20 protein-coding genes and 1 pseudogene are annotated in these 22,525 nt (G+C 43.8%); 14 read left to right on the forward strand and 7 right to left on the reverse strand.

Features of this window, described 5'->3' with window-relative positions; all coding sequences use genetic code 11:
* The first annotated feature begins 36 nt into the window (after positions 1-36).
* Entirely contained in the window at positions 37-3,267 is a 3,231-nt protein-coding gene (locus B3V56_RS14465; RefSeq protein WP_289282266.1) for an EAL domain-containing protein, read from the forward strand.
* On the opposite strand, the gene B3V56_RS14470 is transcribed toward B3V56_RS14465, so the two are convergent.
* The 3 genes from B3V56_RS14470 to pip are packed head-to-tail and all read right to left on the reverse strand — an operon-like array spanning position 3,260 to position 5,312.
* Entirely contained in the window at positions 3,260-3,889 is a 630-nt protein-coding gene (locus B3V56_RS14470; RefSeq protein ID WP_286305192.1) for a lytic murein transglycosylase, read from the reverse strand. The two genes, B3V56_RS14465 and B3V56_RS14470, sit on opposite strands and share 8 nt — an antisense overlap.
* 23 nt (positions 3,890-3,912) lie before the next feature.
* A complete protein-coding gene (gene dtd / locus B3V56_RS14475) occupies positions 3,913-4,350 on the reverse strand; it encodes a D-aminoacyl-tRNA deacylase (RefSeq protein WP_286305191.1) in 438 nt (145 codons plus the stop codon).
* Complete coding sequence (gene pip / locus B3V56_RS14480; RefSeq protein WP_289282265.1) at positions 4,350-5,312, reverse strand: prolyl aminopeptidase; 963 nt, start codon at positions 5,310-5,312, stop codon at positions 4,350-4,352. Before pip ends, dtd begins: the two co-directional genes overlap by 1 nt.
* Before the next feature lie 184 nt (positions 5,313-5,496).
* Here pip and sucC point away from each other — a divergent pair.
* The 4 genes and pseudogenes from sucC to B3V56_RS14500 all read left to right on the forward strand — a co-directional run.
* Positions 5,497-6,675: pseudogene (sucC, locus tag B3V56_RS14485) on the forward strand (ADP-forming succinate--CoA ligase subunit beta); the annotation flags it as partial.
* Positions 6,672-7,547, forward strand: coding sequence for a succinate--CoA ligase subunit alpha (gene sucD, locus B3V56_RS14490; RefSeq protein ID WP_286305189.1), 876 nt, complete (start codon positions 6,672-6,674; stop codon positions 7,545-7,547). The pseudogene sucC and the gene sucD, both read left to right, overlap by 4 nt.
* Positions 7,548-9,188, forward strand: coding sequence for an NAD+ synthase (locus tag B3V56_RS14495; RefSeq protein ID WP_289282986.1), 1,641 nt, complete (start codon positions 7,548-7,550; stop codon positions 9,186-9,188). It abuts the gene before it with no gap.
* Positions 9,189-9,197: 9 nt separating this feature from the next.
* Positions 9,198-9,536, forward strand: a complete 339-nt coding sequence (locus tag B3V56_RS14500) for a P-II family nitrogen regulator (RefSeq protein ID WP_289282985.1) — start codon at positions 9,198-9,200, stop codon at positions 9,534-9,536.
* Positions 9,537-9,601: 65 nt separating this feature from the next.
* Here the strand turns inward: B3V56_RS14500 and B3V56_RS14505 are convergent, their stop codons facing one another.
* Positions 9,602-10,387 carry an outer membrane protein assembly factor BamD gene (locus tag B3V56_RS14505; protein WP_289284461.1) on the reverse strand — a complete coding sequence of 262 codons (786 nt, stop codon included), beginning with the start codon at positions 10,385-10,387 and terminating at the stop codon, positions 9,602-9,604.
* Positions 10,388-10,533: 146 nt separating this feature from the next.
* Here B3V56_RS14505 and B3V56_RS14510 point away from each other — a divergent pair, with 146 nt between their 5' ends.
* Positions 10,534-11,697, forward strand: a complete 1,164-nt coding sequence (locus B3V56_RS14510; RefSeq protein WP_289282982.1) for a L,D-transpeptidase family protein — start codon at positions 10,534-10,536, stop codon at positions 11,695-11,697.
* 75 nt (positions 11,698-11,772) lie between these two features.
* Here B3V56_RS14510 and B3V56_RS14515 read toward each other — a convergent pair whose 3' ends face one another.
* A complete protein-coding gene (locus tag B3V56_RS14515; protein ID WP_007145710.1) occupies positions 11,773-12,072 on the reverse strand; it encodes an Lpp/OprI family alanine-zipper lipoprotein in 300 nt (99 codons plus the stop codon).
* 234 nt (positions 12,073-12,306) lie between these two features.
* Between B3V56_RS14515 and suhB the strand changes: the two genes are divergently transcribed.
* The 5 genes from suhB to B3V56_RS14540 all read left to right on the forward strand — a co-directional run bounded on the left by suhB (position 12,307) and on the right by B3V56_RS14540 (position 18,220).
* Positions 12,307-13,098: an inositol-1-monophosphatase gene (suhB, locus tag B3V56_RS14520; RefSeq protein ID WP_286305184.1), complete on the forward strand. Its 792-nt coding sequence runs from the start codon at positions 12,307-12,309 to the stop codon at positions 13,096-13,098.
* Positions 13,099-13,155: 57 nt separating this feature from the next.
* Positions 13,156-14,985 carry a translational GTPase TypA gene (gene typA, locus B3V56_RS14525; protein WP_289284462.1) on the forward strand — a complete coding sequence of 610 codons (1,830 nt, stop codon included), beginning with the start codon at positions 13,156-13,158 and terminating at the stop codon, positions 14,983-14,985.
* A gap of 63 nt (positions 14,986-15,048) precedes the next feature.
* Complete coding sequence (locus tag B3V56_RS14530) at positions 15,049-15,267, forward strand: PP0621 family protein (RefSeq protein WP_289284463.1); 219 nt, start codon at positions 15,049-15,051, stop codon at positions 15,265-15,267.
* Positions 15,264-16,850: a sensor histidine kinase gene (locus B3V56_RS14535; RefSeq protein WP_289284464.1), complete on the forward strand. Its 1,587-nt coding sequence runs from the start codon at positions 15,264-15,266 to the stop codon at positions 16,848-16,850. Before B3V56_RS14530 ends, B3V56_RS14535 begins: the two co-directional genes overlap by 4 nt.
* Positions 16,851-16,864: 14 nt before the next feature.
* Positions 16,865-18,220, forward strand: a complete 1,356-nt coding sequence (locus B3V56_RS14540) for a sigma-54-dependent transcriptional regulator (RefSeq protein WP_289243836.1) — start codon at positions 16,865-16,867, stop codon at positions 18,218-18,220.
* On the opposite strand, the gene B3V56_RS14545 is transcribed toward B3V56_RS14540, so the two are convergent.
* Complete coding sequence (locus B3V56_RS14545) at positions 18,221-19,162, reverse strand: YgfZ/GcvT domain-containing protein (RefSeq protein WP_289282976.1); 942 nt, start codon at positions 19,160-19,162, stop codon at positions 18,221-18,223.
* Between the two features lie 129 nt (positions 19,163-19,291).
* On the opposite strand from B3V56_RS14545, the gene B3V56_RS14550 reads away from it, so the two are divergent.
* On the forward strand, positions 19,292-19,681 hold the full coding sequence (locus tag B3V56_RS14550; RefSeq protein WP_289284465.1) for a protein YgfX: 390 nt from the start codon (positions 19,292-19,294) through the stop codon (positions 19,679-19,681).
* Here the strand turns inward: B3V56_RS14550 and nadB are convergent.
* Complete coding sequence (nadB, locus tag B3V56_RS14555; protein WP_289284466.1) at positions 19,641-21,260, reverse strand: L-aspartate oxidase; 1,620 nt, start codon at positions 21,258-21,260, stop codon at positions 19,641-19,643. The two genes, B3V56_RS14550 and nadB, sit on opposite strands and share 41 nt — an antisense overlap.
* Positions 21,261-21,387: 127 nt before the next feature.
* On the opposite strand from nadB, the gene rpoE reads away from it, so the two are divergent.
* Together rpoE and B3V56_RS14565 are read left to right on the forward strand one after the other, a co-directional pair.
* On the forward strand, positions 21,388-21,966 hold the full coding sequence (rpoE, locus tag B3V56_RS14560) for an RNA polymerase sigma factor RpoE (RefSeq protein WP_007145701.1): 579 nt from the start codon (positions 21,388-21,390) through the stop codon (positions 21,964-21,966).
* Positions 21,963-22,523, forward strand: a complete 561-nt coding sequence (locus tag B3V56_RS14565) for a sigma-E factor negative regulatory protein (RefSeq protein ID WP_286305176.1) — start codon at positions 21,963-21,965, stop codon at positions 22,521-22,523. Before rpoE ends, B3V56_RS14565 begins: the two co-directional genes overlap by 4 nt.
* Positions 22,524-22,525 lie beyond the last annotated feature (2 nt).

Below are 22,525 nucleotides of genomic sequence, written 5' to 3' on the forward strand. Positions count from 1 at the left end.
ATTCATTCAATGTTTAAAAACTGGAGTATTAAACATATGCTCCAACTGTGGGCAGCCATCACCTTAGTGGCTGTTATTGTTATGGGCATTATGGCTAATTACGCCAATAATTTGATGTCCGAGACACAGTCTATTTTCATTGAGCATCTACTGCCGATAGAAGCTAACAGCCGTCAGCTTAGTCAAGCTGCTTTACTTTTTGCACAACGACAGCAACAGTTTCTTAGTGTTTCTGATGTGTCTGCATTACCTGAATTTGCTGATAGAGCAGCAATTGAACTCATGTTCCAGGAAAATGCGCAGCTGTTATCTGAGGCTTTGGATAACCAGCAGGAGGCTCACCGCTTATTAGAGTCTTTATCAACAACATATCAAGATTATCTAGTGCTTGATAGCAAGCTTTTCCAGTTAAAAAAACGTCATCTTGAATTAGCCAGTGACATCAAAGCCAAGCAGGCTGGCAATGAGCGTGTTTCTGCCTCATTGCTAAATTTGATGGATGATCTCGAAAAACGCCTGCGCAATGATAACCTCGTCTCGCTTCTAAACTTAGCCAATCCTCTTAAAAGTCATATCAATGAGCTTCGTTTACTCAACTATAAGTTGTTTCTGCGAACAGGCTATATATCTGATTTTTCTCAATCAAAAAAACAGTTTAATACTGTTTTTGCTCAGATCGAACAGGATATTAATGCTTTCTCTAGTCAGACTTTTGAGTTGATGTATGTGTCTGAAACGTTACAAGCCATAGAAAGGCAAGTGGAAGCACTCAGGGTATTGATGGGTGGTGAAACTGGATTGATAGCGATAGAAGAAGAGAGCACAGCTACACAGTCAGCGTTAGTCAGAGAGCAAAGTGTTTCTATCAAGCTGATGTCGAGCTTAACAACGCAACTCAATCAGTTAATAAAACATATCAATTTACAAAATTATGCTGAGATCAGTGATGACGTTACTTCGGCCAATTACTCATGGTGGCAAATTATCGTTGTAAGTGTCTTTATCATGAGTGCTGTCATGATATTTGCGTATATTTTATTCAATAGGATCAACCAGCCTTTAGTGCTCATCAAAGACTCTATCCGGTCACTTTCTGAGGGGCGGTTTGAGACAAGAATATCAGTGACATCCACTCAAAATGAAGTCTCTATGCTGGCTAAAGATTTTAATCACTTTGCTGAGGTGACCCAGAATCTTATTGCTGATTACAGCAAAGCTAAAGTCACCATGCAGCATAAAAAGCAGCAACTCAGAGCAGTATTAAATAGTGTCCCAGAAGCCATTCTATCTCTTAATGAAGAAGGTTATATCATTGATATAAACCCTGCTGGTGCCAGCATGTTCGGTGGTGCTATTGAGGATCTTCTTGGTCAGCACTTATTACAGTTTTTTGCTGAAGCAAATAAGCCTGAATCAATTGATGATTTAGAGCTGGATGATGAGTCGAGTGGTGAGTATGAAGGTCTTCGCATGGACGGTACGGCTTTCTCATTATGGATTTCCGTCAGCAGGATAATCAGTGGTAGTGATGACTTTGTCTGGGTCTGTGTCATAGCGGATATCACGAAATGGAAGAAAACGAATCAGCAATTGCATCAGATGACATCAGAGTTGAACACCATTTTAGAAAACGCGATGGTGGGGATCGCTTTTATTCGTGACAGAAGAGTGATACGAGTTAATCAGAAGTTTGAAGAATTATTCCAATATAGTCGTGAAGAGATTGAAGGACAAAAAACACGATTTATCTATCCAAGCCAAATCGCCTACGAACAATTTGGCGAACATGTGTCTCAATATCTCTCAGTGGGGGAGAGTTATGAAGCTCAGCTGGAATTAGTTCGCAAAAATGGAGATAGGTTCTGGTGCGCTATGGCTGGCAAATCGATTGAAGCTGATGCCCCGCAAAACGGATCGATATGGTTATTTGAAGATGTAACAACACAGCGCCAAAATGAGGAAAGGTTAACCAATCTGGCGAGTATAGATAGTCTCACAGGCTTACCCAATAGAAATGTCTTTAATGATCGGCTTGAGCATGCAATTCACAAAGCGCACCGTGACTCTGGCCGACTTGCTGTCTGCTTTCTCGATCTGGATCACTTTAAACATATTAACGACTCTTTAGGGCACAAAGCAGGTGACAGTCTTTTAAAAGAGGTAGCGAAACGAATTAAAGAGACGATTCGTGAAGGTGATACGGTAGCCAGATTAGGCGGCGATGAATTTACTGTTATTCTGGAGAATATTCGATCTGCACAATATGTAGGGAAAGTGGCTGAAAAAATAATTCATGCCATGTCACAACCTTATTTTATTGATGGTGTTGAAATCAATATTAGCCCAAGTATTGGTGTGAGCCTCTATCCAGCGGATGGTCGTGATGTTGACATGCTGATCAGAAATGCGGATGCCGCCATGTATCACGCAAAAAAAACGGGGCGAAATAATTTCCAGTTCTATTCTGCGGATATGAACGCACAAGCCTCATTAAGACTTGCTATGGAAACGGCTTTAAGACGAGCCGTCGAGCAAGAAGAATTCTTCATTCATTTACAGCCACAAATTGATCTCGATACTGGAAAAATGAACGGTGCAGAAGTGCTATTGCGCTGGAATAGTACACAGTGGGGCTTAGTCTCACCCGCAGATTTTATACCCATTCTTGAAGATACTGGCATGATTGAATCTGTCGGTGAGTGGGTGCTGAAACAGGCGTGTCAGTGCTTTTTAAATATTAAGCATAAGCTAGCGGAAGACTTCAAATTAGCCGTTAACTTATCTGGCCGCCAATTTAAAGGCGGTAATCTTGCCAGTCGTATCCGCTATATTCTTGCGGAGACAGGTATGCCGACTAAAAATCTGGAGCTGGAAATTACGGAAACCATGTTAATGGAAGATCCTGAGCTGGCAACCTTAACATTATCTGAGCTCAGTAAAATGGGTATTAGCTTAGCTATTGATGATTTCGGTACGGGCTATTCTTCCTTGTCATATTTGAAACAGTTTCCATTGAATGTACTTAAAATTGATAGCAGTTTCATACGGGATGTCACCACCGACAAAGACGATGCCGCCATCGTCAATGCAATTCTGGCAATGACGGAAAGCCTGGGCTTGATAGTCGTTGCGGAGGGTGTGGAAACCAACGAGCAACTCAATTATCTAAGACAGCATACTTGCCAGTGTGCACAAGGCTATTTATTCAGTAAGCCTGTTAGCGAAGAAGCCTTCTATGAACTGGCAGAAAAAGAGACGCTTATTTAGTTTGATAAATTAATAGCGTCTTATTATTGCTGCTAAAAATAACCGTGAGATTAAGCTTCTGATAAAGCCAAATTATGTCTGCGTTACCTTCATCATCTGGTAATCCTGTATTAGTGCTATCAGGCGCACCAAAGCGTTCTTGAATCATTTCTTCATCTAAACGAACACTGGGTATATAGGTAATCGCTGCAACAGGTGATGACAATAAAAACTGTTTATCTTCTTCTGCCAATTCATGCTGATGCGCGCCACTAGGTTGTAGTTTTCCTGCTGATGCTCGCTCCAACATATCAGCGATTTTGTCTTCATCTACGACGAGATTCAGCACCATTTTGGCTGATAAACCACCTAAGTTCACACTATCAAAATAGGCTTCAACCGTGGCTTTATTATCCGGATCTGTAAAGATGGCTGTTTTGCCAAACACACGGAGTGCTTGTTGAGCCGTTTTATAATCAGTTTTACCTAAATGAATGCCAAATACTTGGACATTATTGTCAGGCATCACAGTCACTTCCCATGGTTTACTGGCAGGCGGTTGAGGCGATGGGATAAGCATGATGGCGGCAATGCCAACCAATACCAATAACAGCCCGACAATAAAGTTTCTGATAATGCGCATTCAAAAAATCCTGTAACAGTAGTTTAGCTCTGAAGCCAGAAAGTCACTGGCCCGTCGTTAATGAGTTTAACCTGCATGTCAGCACCAAACTGACCGGTACAAACTTTAGGATGCTGCTTATTAGCGGCATCAACAAACTCATTAAACAGTTGATATCCTATGTCAGGCGATGCAGCAGAAGCAAAGCTGGGACGTAGGCCTTTTTGCGTGTTTGCTGCCAGGGTAAATTGCGGGACAAGCAGTAATCCGCCATTAATATCTTTCACGGAGAGATTCATCTTGTCATCCACATCAGCAAACAGGCGGTAATTGATCACTCGCTCCACCAGACGTTCAATCATCGCCGATGAGTCGTCTTTTTCAAACCCCACAAATACCAGCAGGCCATGATCGATCTCAGCAATACATTGATTATTGACTTCAACCGAAGCCTGTTTCACACGCTGCAATAAGGCTATCACTACAGTTCATCCGCGAACGCATCGGTAGCCTTGACTAAGGCATCGACCACTGCAGGTTCGCCCGCAGCATGTCCCGCAAGAGGTAACACCGTTAAGCTTGTTTCAGGCCATGCCTGGTGTAGTTCCCAGGATTGCTGTAATGGGCAAACAATATCATAACGACCATGAATAATATGGGTAGGAATATGACGTAATGAGTCAATTTCGCTCAAGATAGGCCGGTTTTCGATAAAACATTGGTTCAATGCATAATGTAACTGAATACGTGAGTGGGCCAATGGGCCGGGCGCTTCAGTTAAATCGGCTTCGTACTCATGATCTCGCATGGTCACAATCGTCGCCTCCCAACTGTTAAGAATGGCAGCCGCTGATAATTGCAGTGACTCATCAGGATCGGTTAGCCGAGTATAGTAAGCCTTCAGTGGTCTTAGTTGTTCCGAGTCATCTAGCATATGCGTTAAGCGATGCCATGCTTCCGGAAATAGCTTTGAAGCGCCTCCTGCAGCATAAACCCAATCAATATCTTGCTGGCGCCCCAGAAATGTACCACGCAATATCATGTGTATGACGTTGTCAGCGTGATCTCTTGCATAACACAACGCCAATGTCGCTCCCCACGAACCGCCAAAAATCACCCATGTATTTATACCGAGCTGGGTGCGGATATACTCCATATCACTGACTAAATGCGCGGTGGTATTGTTTTCAAGCTCACCGCTGGGCTTAGAACGTCCGCAGCCACGTTGATCAAACAACACAATACGATATTTTTCAGGATCGAAATATTGACGATGTTGTGGACGACACCCTGAGCCAGGGCCACCATGCAGAAAAACAACTGGAATCCCATCAGGATTGCCGCATTCTTCGACATAAATTTCGTGTTTCTTTCCAGAAGATAAGGTCTCTCTCTCAAGTAAATGGGTTTGATAAGGTTCTATTTCTGGGTATAGCGTTAACATCTAAAAACTCGTTTAAGGCATTCAGCGTGAACTATATCATGTGTAGTGATGGTAATTATTGCGCTATTGCGAGAAAATATAACGTTTTCGACATTGAATTAAGATCTTGTTTTTATCAACAAATCGCAGATTATTAAAAGATAACTGTCGCTGGCGTTGAAAAGACAACCAAGTAAGGCAAGAACATACAATGAATCTGCATGAATTTCAGGCCAAACAATTATTTAATCGATACGGTGTGCCTACACCTCAAGGTCAATCCGTTGCTGAACCCGCTCAAGCTCGACAAGCCGCTGAGTTACTAGCAGGCGAGCGTTGGGTCGTTAAGGCACAAGTTCATGCCGGTGGTCGCGGCAAAGCGGGTGGTGTCAAAGTGGTGAATTCTCTGGATGATGTAGAATCCGCCGCAGCCGGCATGTTAGGTACACATATTGTCACCCATCAAACTACAGCTGAAGGCCTGCCCGTACACCAGGTACTGGTAGAAAGACCGACCAATATCAGTCGTGAAATTTATCTGGCCGTACTGGTTGACCGAAGTTCACAACGTATTGTTTTTATGGTCTCAGCAGAAGGCGGTATGGATATCGAAGCCGTGGCGGAAGAACAACCTGAGGCGATACTGAATTTATATGTGGATCCTGTTGTTGGCTTACAGGGATATCAATGTCGCCGTGCAGCCTTTTTTCTTGGCTTGACTGGCAATAGCTTCAAACAGCTACAGTCCGTGATGCAAAATCTGTATCAATTGTTTACAGAAAATGATGCCAGTCTGGTGGAAGTGAACCCGCTCGTTGTTACTGATGAGGGTGATTTACTTGCTGTGGATGCCAAAATTAATCTGGATGATAACGGTTTATTCCGCCATGCCGAGTTGGCAGAGATGTTTGATCCCAGTCAGGAAGACGATGCAGAAGTTATCGCTCGTGAATTTGGCCTTAACTATATCTCTTTGGATGGCAATGTGGCTTGTATGGTCAACGGCGCCGGTCTGGCAATGGCCACCATGGATTTAATTCAAAAAGAAGGTGGGCAGCCTGCTAACTTCTTAGATGTCGGTGGTGGTACGACAGCTGCTCGCGTCGCTGAAGCATTTAAGTTGATTCTTTCTGATAAAAAAGTGAAGTCGATTTTGGTCAATATCTTCGGTGGTATTGTTCGTTGTGATCTGATTGCCGAAGGTATTATTCAGGCAGCGAAAGAAGTCGGTCTGTCATTACCCGTTGTTGTCAGACTTGAGGGCACAAATGCCCAACGAGGTCGTGAATTATTGAAAAACAGTGAAATGAGTATATATGCTGCCGATGATTTAACCGATGCTGCACGTCAAGCTGTAGCGGCAGCCCAGGAGTCGCAGGCATGAGTATTTTAATCAATCGTGAAACCAAAGTGATTTGTCAGGGCTTTACTGGCAAACAAGGTACATTTCACTCCGAGCAGGCCATTGCTTATGGCACCCAGTTTGTCGGTGGTGTGACGCCAGGAAAAGGTGGACAAACACATTTAGATAAACCTGTTTTCAACACGGTACATGAAGCAGTCGAACAAACAGGTGCAGATGCCACCATGATTTATGTGCCTGCTGCATTTGCTGCCGATGCGATTCTGGAAGCAGCTGATGCCGGTATTAAAGTGATTGCCTGTATCACTGAAGGTATTCCCGTTCTAGATATGTTACGCGTTAAACATGCTCTAGATAGTTACGATGCACATTTGATCGGTCCAAATTGTCCGGGCTTGATTACACCAGGTGAATGCAAGATTGGCATCATGCCCGGTAATATTCACCAGCCAGGAAAAATCGGCATTGTCTCACGTTCAGGTACGCTAACCTATGAAGCGGTTCATCAGACAACACAGAATGGGTTGGGGCAAAGTACGTGCGTCGGTATTGGTGGTGACCCTATTCATGGTATGAACTTTATCGAATGTCTTGAGTTGTTTGAGAATGATCCCCAAACAGAAGGTATTGTGATGGTTGGTGAGATTGGTGGCCATGCCGAAGAAGATGCCGCCGAGTTTATTCAAGCGCATGTTTCTAAACCGGTTGTGACCTATATCGCTGGTTTGACTGCGCCTGCTGGCAAACGTATGGGCCATGCTGGCGCCATTATCAGTGGCGGCAGTGGCACGGCTGAAGCGAAATTAAAAGCGCTTGAAGCTGCTGGCTGTGGTATTGCACGATCGCCTGCTGAAATTGGCGACATAATGCTGGCAATGATGGATAAAAAATAAATGCAAACACTCACGCTGGTGATGGGACAAATCAATCCCGTAGTAGGTGATGTCGCAGGAAATGTTAACAGGATTATTGAGTCTGCAAATCAGGCAAAACAACAGCATAATGCCGATTTAGTGGTGTTTCCTGAATTGACACTGAGCGGATATCCTCCAGAAGATTTATTACTCCGCCCCGGTTTGTTGAAGCGGGTTCGTAAAGCGTTAAGCACATTGGCGAGTAAGCTGGATAATATAACGGTGTTAGTTGGTCATCCAGCAGGTGATGTTGAATCGGGTTTATATAACTCTGCCTCGTTAATTGATGATGGCAAGGTGGTTTGTACTTATCACAAGCAGCAGTTACCCAATTATGGTGTGTTTGATGAGAAGCGTTATTTCGTTGAAGGTGATGAGGCGGTTGTCTTTGATTTTCGTGGCATCAATATTGGCATTACCATATGCGAGGATATCTGGTTCAAAGACCCCGCTGCCAGAGCAAAAGCCGCTGGTGCTGAGTTAATTGTCAACTTAAATGCTTCCCCTTATCACGTTGGTAAATGGCCGCTACGTGAAGCTGAAGTTAATAAGCGTGTCTCTGAAACTGGTCTGCCTGTTATCTATGTCAACCAATATGGTGGTCAGGACGAACTGGTATTTGATGGTTATTCTTTTGTAATCAATGCTGCAGGAACAAAAGTTGCTCAGGCGCCAGCATTAGAGTTTGGTTTATTCCCTGTCAGCATCAAGCGGGATGCATCAGGGGCTTTATCCTTATCTGGTGCCTTGTGCGAGCCTGAAGAGGAGTTGTCTACCATATACAAAGCACTAACGCTTGGACTGAAAGACTATATCGAGAAAAATCATTTTCCCGGTGTCGTGCTTGGTTTATCAGGCGGTATTGACTCTGCGTTAACCATGGCACTGGCTGTTGACGCCATTGGCGCAGACAAAGTGCATGCGGTGATGATGCCGTCGCGTTATACCTCTCAAATGAGTCTGGATGATGCGAAATTAATGGCCGAAGGACTCGGGGTCAAGTACAGCATTATTTCGATAGAACCCACCTTCAATGCATTTATTGACTCATTAGCCGATGAATTTAAAGGACTGCCGAACGATACAACGGAAGAAAATATACAGGCACGTTGCCGTGGCATTATTTTGATGGCCTTATCCAATAAAACTGGCTCAATGGTGCTATCGACCGGTAATAAAAGCGAAATGGCTGTGGGTTACTCGACATTGTACGGCGATATGGCTGGTGGATACTCGCCATTGAAAGATGTATATAAAACGCTGGTATATCAGTTAAGCCGTCATCGAAATCAACAGTCCCCGGCTATTCCTGAGCGAATTATTACACGTCCCCCGTCAGCTGAACTGGCAGAAGGGCAGTTGGATCAAGACAGTTTGCCTGACTATGCTGTCTTAGATCAGATTCTGCAGCGTTATATAGCGGATCAACAGTGCTTTGAAGACTTGGTTGAAGGGGGCTATGACGCGGATGTAGTTGCAAGAGTCATCAAAATGGTGGATCGTAATGAATATAAAAGGCGGCAGGCGCCTCCAGGTATTCGTATCAGTAGCCGGGCTTTTGGCCGAGATCGCCGATATCCTATCACGTCAGGCTACACCGTCACTTCAACTATAGAGTAAGGAACTACGATGAAAAAAATTGAAGCGATAATTAAACCTTTTAAGCTGGATGATGTTCGCCAGGCACTGTCTGATATCGGTGTGACTGGGATGACTGTTACCGAAGTTAAAGGCTTTGGTCGCCAGAAAGGACATACTGAGTTCTACCGTGGCGCTGAATATGTTGTGGATTTTTTACCCAAGGTAAAATTAGAAATCGCGGTGTCAGACGATAAAGTGGATGGCGTGATTGAAGCCGTCATTAAAGCCGCCAATACTGGTCGTATAGGCGATGGCAAAATCTTTGTTACACCATTAGAACAAGCAATTCGAATTCGCACAGGTGAGCAGGATCAAGACGCGATTTAGTTGATGCTGTATGCATAAAAAAAGCCCGTCGCTGAATGTTCAACGACGGGCTTTTTTGTTTTTGACTACTGCACTTCGGTTTGTGCTACTTCCGCAATTCCAGGATGGCCGGGATAGTTAATTCTAAGAACACGAAGTGAGTCTTCTGACAGCTCAAGCATGCCCAACACTTTGTAGGCTTTTGCCATCACTACTAGCGCCTCTGGCATCGCAGGTGTTCTGTCATAGTTTTCTATCACATATTTACCGCGATTGAGCGCCGCTAAGTATGAGCCTCTACGCATGTAATAATTGGCAACGTTCACTTCATGTTGTGCGAGACGGTTACGTAAATAGACGATGCGTTGAGCGGCATCTTCTGCATAACGGCTGGTAGGAAAACGCTGAATCAATGTATTGAAGTCACGTAATGCATCCTCCGCAGCGCCTGGGTCACGCTGAGATTCATCACGGGGAATATATTTTTCTAATAAACCAATGTCACGGTGGAAGTTAACCAGGCCACGAAGGTATATCGCGTAGTCGATGTTCGGATTCAGTGGGTATACCCGCATGAATCGATCAATGGTGGCAATGGCGGTTTCAGGATCATCTGATTTGTAATGAGCATAAGCAGATTCAAGTAATGCTTGTTGAGCATATTCACCAAAAGGAAAACGCGCTTCCAGTTGTTCGTAGTAGGCGATGGCTTTACTGTAATCTGCGATATCCAGCGCGGCTTTAGCTTCACTGTAGATTCTTTCTACACTCCAGCTTTCATCTGCTTTAACTTCTTCTTTTTGAAAAAAAGAACAACCAGACAGTGATAAACAGGTCAGACCGATGATTAATGGCAAATAATATTTTTTCATTGAAGTAGAGTACGCTAGCTTGCTGTTTAAGGTAAAGGTTGATCTTAGCCCTTTTTCGGATTCAAAGCACGCTTTTAGCGAATGTGAAGATTATATTTAATCAAGTACAATATGCAGCTTTATTCTTTAATAAACAGGAATCATCGATGTTGAAACGGTTGTTGTCTCTTGCTGTAGGTCTTGCGATATCGGCACCTTCTATGGCAACTACTTTTGAACTTAAATCCGCTGGCTCAACCGTTGTGGGTCACAACATGGTGGTTTATAGCACAGATAAAGACACCTTACTCGATATTGGACGTCAATTTGATTTAGGGTACAGCGACATTGTCGAAGCCAATCCAGATGTTGATCCATGGCTTCCGGGTGAGAATACACGCGTTATTATTCCAAGCCGTTTCATTCTTCCTAAAGCTGGCCAAAAAGGCATCGTGATCAATATTGCCGAGTTACGCCTTTACTATTATCCAGAAACAAAGGCGGGAGAAACACAGAAAGTGATCACCCACCCAATCGGTATCGGACGTGAAGGATGGGGCACGCCATTGGGCAAAGCAAAGATTACCCAGAAAAGAAAAGATCCAACATGGACACCACCAGAATCCATCAGAAAAGAGCATCTTGAAAAAGGTGATCCTTTGCCAAGAGTGGTTGCGGCCGGGCCTGATAATCCATTAGGGGCTTATGCGATGCGGTTATCGATGCCGGGTTATTTATTGCATGGTACAAATAAGCCTTTTGGTGTGGGTATGCGTGTGAGCCATGGCTGCATTCGACTTTTCCCAGAAGATATCCAACACTTATTTAATATCGCATCAGTGAATACGCCTGTAGAAATTATTTATCAGCCAGATAAAGCGGGTGTTCGTGATGGCAAACTCTATTTGGAAGTCAATAAACCACACAGCGACATCGATAAACGCCAAGGTTTAAACATGACACCGATGGTAGCAGCCATTTTAGAGGCGCAAGATAAATTACCTGCCGATGATGACTGGGCATTTACAGAAAGATTAGTGGAAGCCCAGGATAGTATCGTTAAACGTCTAGGAGAAGAGCCACTCGATATCGTAGAAGATGTTTGGTTTGTTCATGCCGGACTAAGCCAGAAAGCGATACAAAAAACACGTCAGGCAATCAATACTTTGCAATTGAATGATCTGTTCTGGCCTGCGAAATCTGGCGCAGTGGGGGAAACCTTAATCGGCCCATTTAATTCACAACAAGAAGCCGCTGAGATGGCTGACAAAATTAGTGAAGTAGCAGGTATTTCTGTATGGGTTGCGCAAGTATCGAGTGACACGCTCTAAAGATAAATACTCTAGATAAAAAAAAGCCGGAACAATTGTTCCGGCTTTTTTGTATGAGTAAATCTAAAATTTAGATTATTTGCTCATCGCTTTTTCAAACATACGGTCGATTTTTGCACAGCATTCTTCGACAGTTGATTGAGCTTCATCAGCAGCTTTCTGGGCGTTCATGGCAGCCAGTTCTGCGTCAGTTGCAGTACGTTGCGCTGTGTCAGCAGTGCTTTGAGCATTGCGGGCTGCGACCAGAGCTGAATCAGCTGTTGATTGAGCTGATTCTACAGAGGCTTTCAGCGCTTCCATTTCAGCTGTGTTCGCACAAGCAGTCAACATAGCTAAAGGCAGGATTACAGCACTCAGTTTTGCTAATGATTTCATTTTTATCTCCTTAAAGTACCAGTTAAATTGGCGTGGATATTATATTGCTTATTAGCAACATAAAACATACGCTAGCAAGAAATATTTTTGCTGTCCATTAACATTATTAAAAAGGACCGTTTTAATATTACAACAGATACATAAAGAAATAGTTGGTATAATAATCGGCTTTAATATGAGTCATTGTTCTTCAATGCACTCTTGAAGTACCTATCGTTCTGGAAAAATTTGTTTATGCATCCAATGCTCAATATAGCAATCAGAGCTGCCCGCAATGCTGGCTCTCTGATCATGCGCTCGCTGCAGCACGTTCAGCATCTTGAAGTCACGACTAAAGGTCGTAATGATTACGTGTCAGACGTTGACCGACTCGCGGAACAAGAAGTCATCAACGTCATCAAAAAAGCCTATCCTGACCATGCCATTATGGCTGAAGAGTCGGGTCGTTCAGGTGACAATGAAACCGTTTGGATTATTGACCCACTGGATGGCACAACAAATTTTCTTCATGGTTTCCCGCACTACTGTGTATCCATCGCCGTCAGAGTAAAAGGACGAGTTGAACATGCTGTTATCTATGACCCTCAGCGCGATGAATTGTTCACTGCAAGCCGTGGTGAAGGCGCCAAACTGAATGACCGTCGACTCCGTGTAACCAAACGCAGAGAGCTGGCAGGTGCACTACTTGCAACAGGTTTCCCATTCAAATATCCAGCTTTTCATGAAGCTTACTTCAACAGTTTTAAAGCCTTGTTTCCTCAGGTAGCAGATATCCGTCGTACGGGTTCAGCTGCGTTGGACCTTGCTTATGTGGCCGCAGGCCGTGTTGATGGTTACTGGGAAATGGGGCTGGAGAATTGGGATATGGCGGCAGGCTTACTTCTGGTCGAAGAAGCTGGGGGCATTGTCACTGACTTTGATGGTACCGATAATTTGTTCAATAAAGGTAATGTCATTGCAGCAGGTCTTGGTGTACACAATCTAATGTTAACCACGCTGCAACCACATTTATCAAAAGCCAAATAAGCGCCTAAGGGCATATTTTTTTCGCATGCATGGCATGCTTTTACAGAATTCAAACTAATGACAAATAAACGAGATATTTCTAAGCTACGCAATATAGCGATTATTGCCCACGTCGACCATGGCAAAACGACCTTAGTTGACCAACTCCTTCGTCAGTCTGGCACCTTTGGTGAGCATGAAGAATTGACAGAACGCGTGATGGACTCCAACGATCTTGAACGTGAACGTGGTATTACCATCCTGTCAAAAAATACAGCGATTCGCTGGAATGACTACCACATCAACATCGTGGATACACCAGGCCATGCTGATTTCGGTGGTGAAGTTGAGCGTGTTCTGTCGATGGTTGATTCAGTATTGTTGCTGGTAGATTCAGCTGAAGGTCCGATGCCACAAACCCGTTTTGTGACTCAGAAAGCGCTGGCATTAGGACTCAAACCTATTGTTGTTATTAACAAGATTGATAAACCATCAGCTCGTCCAGATTGGGTATTAGATCAAACTTTTGATCTATTCGTTAATTTGGATGCGACAGATGAACAGCTTGATTTTGATGTCATTTATGCATCGGGACTAAATGGCTTTGCAGGCATGGAAGACACTGTTCGTGAAGGTGATATGACACCGTTATTTCAGCTTATCGTCGACAAAGTCAGTCATCCTGATGTCGATTCAGAAGGTCCTTTCCGCATGCAGGTGTCATCACTTGACTACAACAGTTATGTGGGTGTTATCGGTGTTGGTCGTATCGAACGTGGCCGTGTGAAAACGAATACACCTGTCACTGTCGTTGACCGTGAAGGTAAAAAACGTAACGGTCGAGTACAGCAAGTTATGGGCTTTTTAGGTCTGCAACGTGAAGAAGTGGCTGAGGCACAAGCGGGTGATATCATTGCGTTTACCGGTCTAGATCCATTAAATATTTCTGACACCTTGTGTGACCCAAATGCTGTTGAAGCATTACCACCATTGTCAGTAGATGAACCCACCGTGACAATGACCTTCCAGGTTAATAATTCTCCGTTTGCAGGTAAAGACGGAAAATTTATTACTACACGTCAAATCAAAGAGCGTCTGGATCGTGAATTAATTCATAACGTGGCGTTACGTGTGGATCAAGTGCCAACAGATCCTGATAAGTTCAAAGTGTCAGGTCGCGGTGAGTTGCACTTGTCTGTGCTTATCGAAAATATGCGCCGTGAAGGTTTTGAACTGGGTGTTTCTCGTCCGGAAGTGATTATCCGTGAAGTCGATGGTGTGAAAGAAGAGCCTTTTGAGGCTGTCACTATTGATATCGAAGATGAGCATCAAGGCACTGTCATGGAAAAAATGGGTGAGCGGGGCGCTGACCTGAAAAATATGGTACCCGATGGTAAAGGTCGTATTCGTTTAGACTTTATTATTCCATCTCGTGGCCTGATTGGTTTCCGTACAGAATTTCTGACGGCTACCCAAGGTACAGGTTTGATTTACAGTGTATTTGATCATTATGCACCGATGAAAACCGGTAGTTTTGGTAAACGTATCAATGGTGTTTTGATTGCAAATGGTGTGGGTAAAGCGGTTGCTTTTGCTATCTTTAACTTGCAAGACCGTGGTCGCATGTTTATCGGACATGGTGATGAAGTCTATGAAGGTATGGTGATTGGCATCCACTCACGTGACAATGATTTAGTTGTTAACCCATTAAAAGGTAAACAGTTAACCAATATGCGTGCATCTGGATCTGATGAAGCGGTGACTCTAGTACCGCCTATTCGTATGAGCTTAGAGCAGGCACTAGAATTTATCGGTGATGATGAGTTACTTGAGGTCACACCTAAAGCCATTCGTGTTCGTAAAAAATTATTACTGGAACATGAACGGAAACGTGCTTCTCGTGGCTAAACGTCACTAAAAATAAAAGAAAAAGGGTATCCTATGTCGATACCCTTTTTTTTGAGGTGAAAAATGCGAATTCTTATTTTAATTGCCATTGGCTTGTTGCTATATATCATCATCACGACGTTGTTACGCAAAGCTAAAGCAGAAGATGAACAAGCACGGATGGAAAAAATGGTGCGTTGCGAGCAGTGTGGATTACATATTTCTGAGCACGAAGCGATACAAAAAAACCATCATTATTTTTGTTCCACACAACATTTAGAGGCTTTTAACGAGTCGAAATGAGTTCATCTTTGGATTCATATAAACCGTATTATCAAGATCCAGCTACATGGCGTGCGCTGACCGTTTTTGCCAGCTATCGCTTATTTCTCGCTACGGTCCTTTTCTTAGTTTTTTACTTGAGACTACCGCCTGAGTTTCTGGGAGAAGCAGATCCACGTTTATACAGTGTCGTGAGTCTGTCGTATCTGTTAAGTGCCTTTCTTTTATTGGTATTAACACTGAATCATTGGCGAGATGTACAAACACAGATACGAATTCAAGCTGTGATAGATATCATTGCTCTGATCGTTATTATTCATGCCAGTGGTGGATTACATACCGGGCTTGGATCACTGATGTTAGTCGTTGTCGTGGCGGGTGGTGCGTTAATGCCGGGACGTTTGGCCGCATTTATAGCCGCATTAGCGACCTTAGCCGTTTTGCTCGAAGTCAGTTATTCACAAATTGCTGGCGATGGTGTCACTAAATATAGTCAGGCAGGTATCTTAGGAGCCACATTTTTTGTCACAGCATGGTTGGCACAATGGCTATCTAAAAAATTACAAAGTTCGCAGGTTCTGGCAGAAGAGCGGGCGAGAGATGTTGAAAATCTAGCTGTATTAAATCAGCACATTATCAGTCAAATGCACACTGGCGTGTTGGCTCTGGACACGTATGGCAACGTAACGATGCTGAATACGTCAGCAAGACAATTGCTTGGTATAGCAGATATTGAGCCTGGATTTAACTTACGTGAGTATGTACCTGAATTAGGCGAGCAGGTCTGGCTGTGGCAGCAGCAAAGTCCGAATGCTTTTCTTCCATTTCAGGCACGGGCTGACTTGCCTGAAATTCAAGTCTCCGCTACTCAGCTGGATAGCGGTGAAACGCTGATTTATATTGAAAATACGTCAGCACTTGCACAACAAGCACAGCAATTAAAACTGGCTTCTTTGGGAAGATTAACGGCAAGCATTGCTCACGAAATTCGAAATCCTCTCGGTGCAATCAGCCATGCTGGTGAATTATTGGCCGAGCAATATGCGGCAGATCACATGATGACGAAACTGACTGCCATCATCTTGAAACACACTCAGCGTGTGAATAATATTATCGAAACTATCTTGCAGATGAGTCGTAAAAAAACAGCTGAACCCGCTGTGTTTATGCTTAATGACTGGCTAGAGAAATTTATTCACGAATTTACTGAAACAAAACAGCTTGATGACGATGATATTACTCTGGATATGAAAGCGGATAATCTTCAGATTGCAATGGATCCTGAACAGCTACATCAGGTTGTATGGAATTTAATGGATAATGCCTGGTTTCATGCTAAGCGAGAAGAAAAGCCTTATATACATATCCGACTGGAACAGAATGATAAACAGATTTTTCTGGATATTATTGATAATGGCCCAGGGGTTCCAGAGGCTGTTCAGGCCCATTTATTTGAGCCGTTTCATTCTGCTCGTCAGGGAGGAACAGGCTTGGGATTGTACTTAGCGAGAGAACTCTGTCAGGCTAACCGAGCACGTTTGAACTATCTTCACGATACGTCTAATACAGGTTTTTTTCGTATTAGCCTTCCGGGAGAATGGTAGGAAATGATTAAAGAATGAATAGACAAGCATTAGTTATTGATGATGAGCCCGATATTCTTGAGTTATTAACCATGACATTGTCTGGCATGTCTATCGATTGCGTCACAGCAGAAAACGTAGCTCAAGCGACACAAGCATTAAAACAACAGTCATTTGATTTGTGTTTTACGGATATGCGTTTGCCGGACGGCAATGGTTTGGATATTGTTCGTCTGATTCAGAAATCTTATCCTAACTGTCCAGTGGCCGTGATTACCGCCCACGGTAATGTTGACCTGGCTGTTGAAGCACTGAAGTCGGGTGCTTTTGATTTTGTTTCAAAACCTCTCAAACTCAAAGTGCTACGTGATCTCGTCAATTCGGCATTAAATTTATCTCCTTTAAAAACAGAAAATAAAGAACGCCGTTCCAGAGATAAATTACTTGGTGATACCGATGTCATACGTTCGTTAAGAAGTAAGATCAGTAAATTGGCTCGTAGTCAGGCCCCGGTGTATATCACCGGTGAGTCAGGAACTGGCAAAGAACTGGTAGCACGTCTTATTCATGAACTAGGCAGTCGCTCGTCGCAAAGTTTTGTGCCTATAAATTGTGGCGCTATTCCAGCTGAATTAGTAGAAAGTGAATTCTTCGGGCATAAAAAGGGAGCTTTCACGGGGGCTGTCTCAGATAAGCAAGGACTGTTTCAGGCTGCCAATGGTGGCACCTTGTTTTTAGATGAAGTGGCCGACTTACCACTGATGATGCAGGTGAAGTTGCTTAGAGCGATTCAGGAAAAAGCCATACGACCAGTCGGTGGCAACGAAGAAATGAGTGTTGATGTACGCATTTTATCTGCAACACATAAAAACCTAGCGGAATGTGTCAAACAAGGGCATTTCCGGGAGGATTTGTTTTATCGTCTCAATGTCATTGAGCTGTCTGTCCCTCCCTTGCGTCAGCGACAGGCAGATATACCCATGTTGGTTGATCATATTCTGAGTCAGCTTGCGACCAAAAATGGTGAGAACAAACCAGGTATAGAGACGGCTGCAATTGAAGCACTTTGCGCCTATGCTTTCCCGGGTAACGTCCGTGAGCTTGAAAATATCCTAGAGCGAGCGATGACCTGGTCTGAAGGAAATCTCATTCAAAAAGATGATTTAATGCTACCTGCCACAACCGGGGCCGACAGTGCCGTGTTCAATGTTGATCTGCCACAGTTAAGTGGAGAGACGGATCTTGAATCGCATCTTGAAGATCAGGAGCGGCAGCTTATCGTGGATGCACTGGAATCAACCCGGTGGAATAAGACTGCCGCCGCCAAAAAGCTGGGTATCAGTTTTCGCTCGTTGCGTTACAAACTCAAAAAACTGGCTTTGGAGGAATAGTCACTCTGCATCATCAACCAAGGCAGTGAGTGTCGAGATTTTATCCTGACCAATATAGAGTGATTTTGCTTGTGCTGATAATTTTATACTGAGGTGACATAGGCCATTATCAGCCTGGTTCATCGCGGCTTGAACTACATGTCCAGCTACATCGCCAGCTTCATCAATGACTTCGGTATTGGGCTCAGGAAGATGTGATGTTGTTATTTCAGCTAAAAATAAGCGGCGACTGGGTTTTCCCAGATAGTGCAGTCGAGCCACCACTTCCTGACCTGGATAACAGCCTTTTTTGAAACTGACACCACCGATGACATCCAAATTGAGTTGCTGAGGAGTAAATTGTTCTTTAGTTAAAAGACTGACCTTGGGTAAGCCTGATGTAATATCAGCACTTTGCCATAGGTTCTCTGAACCGATACGACTGTTTTCGATGATACTTTTATCAACTGGCGTGATAACTAAATATCGATGCAAATCGCCCGGCAGATATATACTCAACTGTCCATCATGCTCACTAGCTGACCAGAATGTACTCGCTTGATCTTTAAGCGGAGCTTCACTGATATATCCCATTGTATTGAGTTCAGCGCTCACAGAAATATCTACCTTGCTACGCAGCTTAAACATCGTCAATCGTTGAGCAATGCTATCAGCTAGATCTGTGGCTGTGATTAGCAGAAAATCTTTTTCACGCTTAACAACGTAGAACAGGCTTAATAAGCGACCTTTTGGGTTACAAAAACCACTTAGCTGAGCAGTATTGTTCGTTAATGTGCGGATATCATTCGTCAGTAGATTCTGTAAAAAACTGTCTGCTTCTTCCCCCGAGACTTGAATGACAGAGAGCGAGGGCAAGGCCATTGCTACGGGCGATGTATCATGACTAACTTCGGACAAATAATTGACGCTGGGTGTGGATTGAGAAAGAGTCTGAAAATTCATAGATATATTGCGATTTATTGTGAACAGACTTTATTCTAACTGTATAAGCGATGCTAAAACAGGGATGAAAATAAAGGGCATTCAAGGATGAAGGTTGAGATCAGTCAATCACAGTATGAGTTTAGATATATGGCATGGCTGCATGTCGTTGTCATCAGTTTACTGCTGCTTAACAAAGCAAGCATGGGGCCTCTGCTGACGGATGTGTTAATTAGTTTTGTTTGTGTGGGATTTGTCATCTGGTTACGCCGCTACAAGAGAGTGTCTGGAAAAGCGTCTGTGACTGGAATCAGCATGAGCAAGGATAGACAATGGTTTCTAAACTATAACGATGGCTCTGTGTCAGGGCCTTATACACTGAAATCGAGCACTCAATTACCTTATGTTTTATTCATCTATTTAAATCCATCTAGGCATGGACGAGGTCATACGCTGATGATTCCGATAGATGCCGTAGAAAAAAATGATTGGAGAAAACTCAGAGCTGAGCTTCGTCATCCTGATTCTTGGGAGCAATAATCGTTTCAGTAGCCGAGTGCGTGTTATCGGTCTCTGGATAATCCAGAATGTAATGAAGGCCTCGGCTTTCTTTTCGACGCAAAGCTGATTCAATGATGAGTTCAGCTACATCAGCGAGGTTTCTCAGCTCCAGTAAATCTGCACTGATATGGTGTTTAGTATAAAAATCACGAATTTCAGCTTGCAGGACTTGCAAGCGCTGCTTTGCTCTGAGTAAACGATCGGTCTTGCGAACTATGCCGACATAGTTCCACATACACCGTCGTAACTCATCCCAGTTATGACTAATCGCAACAGCCTCTTTTGCTGGATGTACTTGACTGGCATCCCATTGAGGCACGATGGCAGAGGTGACCAGTGGTAGCTGTTTTTTTATATCTTCAGCGGCTGATTTTGCGAATACCAGACATTCTAGTAACGAATTACTGGCCATCCGGTTGGCACCATGTAACCCGGTATGGGCTGTTTCCCCAATGGCATACAAGCCGGGCACATCAGTTCTGCCATTTAAGTCAGTCATAATGCCGCCGCACGTGTAATGTGCCGCGGGTACCACAGGAATGGGTTGTTTGGTGATATCTATACCAAATTCTAAACAACGTTGATAAATGGTAGGAAAGTGTTCTTTGATGAATGAAGCGGGTTTATGGGAGATATCAAGATATACACAATCATGTCCTGTGCGTTTCATTTCGTGATCAATAGCTCTGGCAACAACATCCCTTGGCGCGAGTTCAGCTTGAGGATGAAATCGTTCCATGAATTGTTCACCATTCGCTAATACCAACTTGGCGCCTTCACCACGTAATGCCTCACTGATCAAAAATGATTTTGCTTGGGGGTGGAACAGGCATGTTGGATGGAACTGAATAAATTCCATATTGGCAATACGGCAACCCGCACGCCAGCCCATGGCTATGCCATCACCAGTCGAGACATCAGGGTTACTGGTGTAAAGATAGACTTTTCCTGCACCACCTGTTGCCAGCACAGTAATGGGCGCCAACAGTGTCTTGGCTTCATCTTTTTGGATATCAAGTACATAGCAACCGAGGATACGGTTATCTTTTTCACCAAGCTGTTTACTACTACTGATGAGATCGATGCCGATATGGTAAGGCAGCATTTTGATATTAGGATGTGCTTTAGCCTTATCGAGCAAAGTTGTTTCAACTTCTCTTCCAGTGGCATCAGCTGAATGAATAATACGTCGATGACTGTGTCCACCTTCCTGTGTAAGGTGATAAGTTTCTGAGGTGATGCCATCGCGAGTAAATGTCACTCCCTGATTGATAAGCCACTCAATATTTTCGCGGGCATGCTCGACGGTAAAGCGGACTGACTTTTCATTGCATAGTCCCGCACCTGCCCGCAAAGTATCATCAATATGTGACTGGATAGAGTCGGTTTTATCAAGGACCACAGAGATGCCACCCTGAGCATACAAAGAGGCGCCTTCTTCAAGTTGACCCTTTGATATTACAGCGACTTTGACATCGTTTGCCATATGTAAAGCAAGGGTCAGTCCGGCGGTGCCACTGCCAATGATTAAAATATCGTAATGATGCGTTGTGGTCATAAATCTCTATACAGGTACAATAAGAAAGTTTATTTTGCACTGAATGTGGAACAAAGTTAAATCGACATGGTCAATCAAGCTGGATTAATTGAAGCAGTGAACGTGTCGACTCAAGCCGGATGATAGGATGAATGTGGATCAAGAGCTAGTACGGCGCGTACAAGCAGGTGATAAAAAGGCGTTTGACTTGCTGATAATGAAGTATCAGCAAAGAATCATTCACGTCATTACAGGGTTTGTTCATGATCCTGTTGAAGCGATGGATGTTGCGCAAGAAGCCTTTATTAAAGCATACCGTGCTTTACCCGGCTTCAGAGGCGATAGTGCCTTCTATACATGGTTATATCGTATTGCAATCAATACATCAAAAAACTATCTGACCGCTGCCTCCAGAAGGCCACCAGTTAGTGATGTTGACGCTATGGATGCAACTATTTACTACGATGCGCCCGAATTGAAGGAATTTGAGACGCCTGAAAGTAGTCTGATGAGTGATGACTTACAACAAGCAATTCATGATGCGATTCAGGAATTGCCTGAAGATACGGCAACGGCAATCAAACTGCGGGAGTTTGAAGGTCTGAGCTATGAGGAAATTGCACAGGCAATGGATTGTCCAATTGGGACCGTACGGTCGCGTATTTTTCGCGCCAGAGAGGCAATAGATAAACAGGTCAAAGCAGTAATGGGTGGAGAGGAACTATGACAATCAAGCAACAAGAACTATTGTCAGCGTTTGTTGATGGCGAACTTAATGAGCAAGAGCTTGATGAGTTGTTGGCATTGATGAAAACAGATGACAGTGCCAAAGTGGATTACATGAGATATCAGTTCTCGAGTGATCTTCTACATGGCTATGTCACTGATCATAATCACGTTGATTTAACAGACAGAATACATCAGGCATTATCAGATGAGCCTGATTTGCATATCAATGCAACTGAAAAAACGAAAACAGCAAAAGTGTTTGCACTTCCTGATTGGTTTTGGCGACAAACAGCTGGCCTGGCTGCGGCTGCATCACTCGGTGCGCTAGCTGTAGTGGGGTTAATGTCACAACCTCAGACCGTGATGCCTACCACTAATATGGCTCAATCTGAACCGTTGCAACAACAAACGACTGTTGCCGAAACAAATCGGTGGACAGTGGGAGAGACCGAAGTCGAAGACAGGTTGAACGACTACTTGGTCGATCACAATGAATATGCCGGTGCATCAGGCTTATTCTCATACGCAAGAGTTGTGTCGTACGGTGAGGAGTAAAC

The organism is Methylophaga sp. UBA2513 (assembly GCF_002341285.1).
Taxonomy (GTDB): domain Bacteria; phylum Pseudomonadota; class Gammaproteobacteria; order Nitrosococcales; family Methylophagaceae; genus Methylophaga; species Methylophaga marina.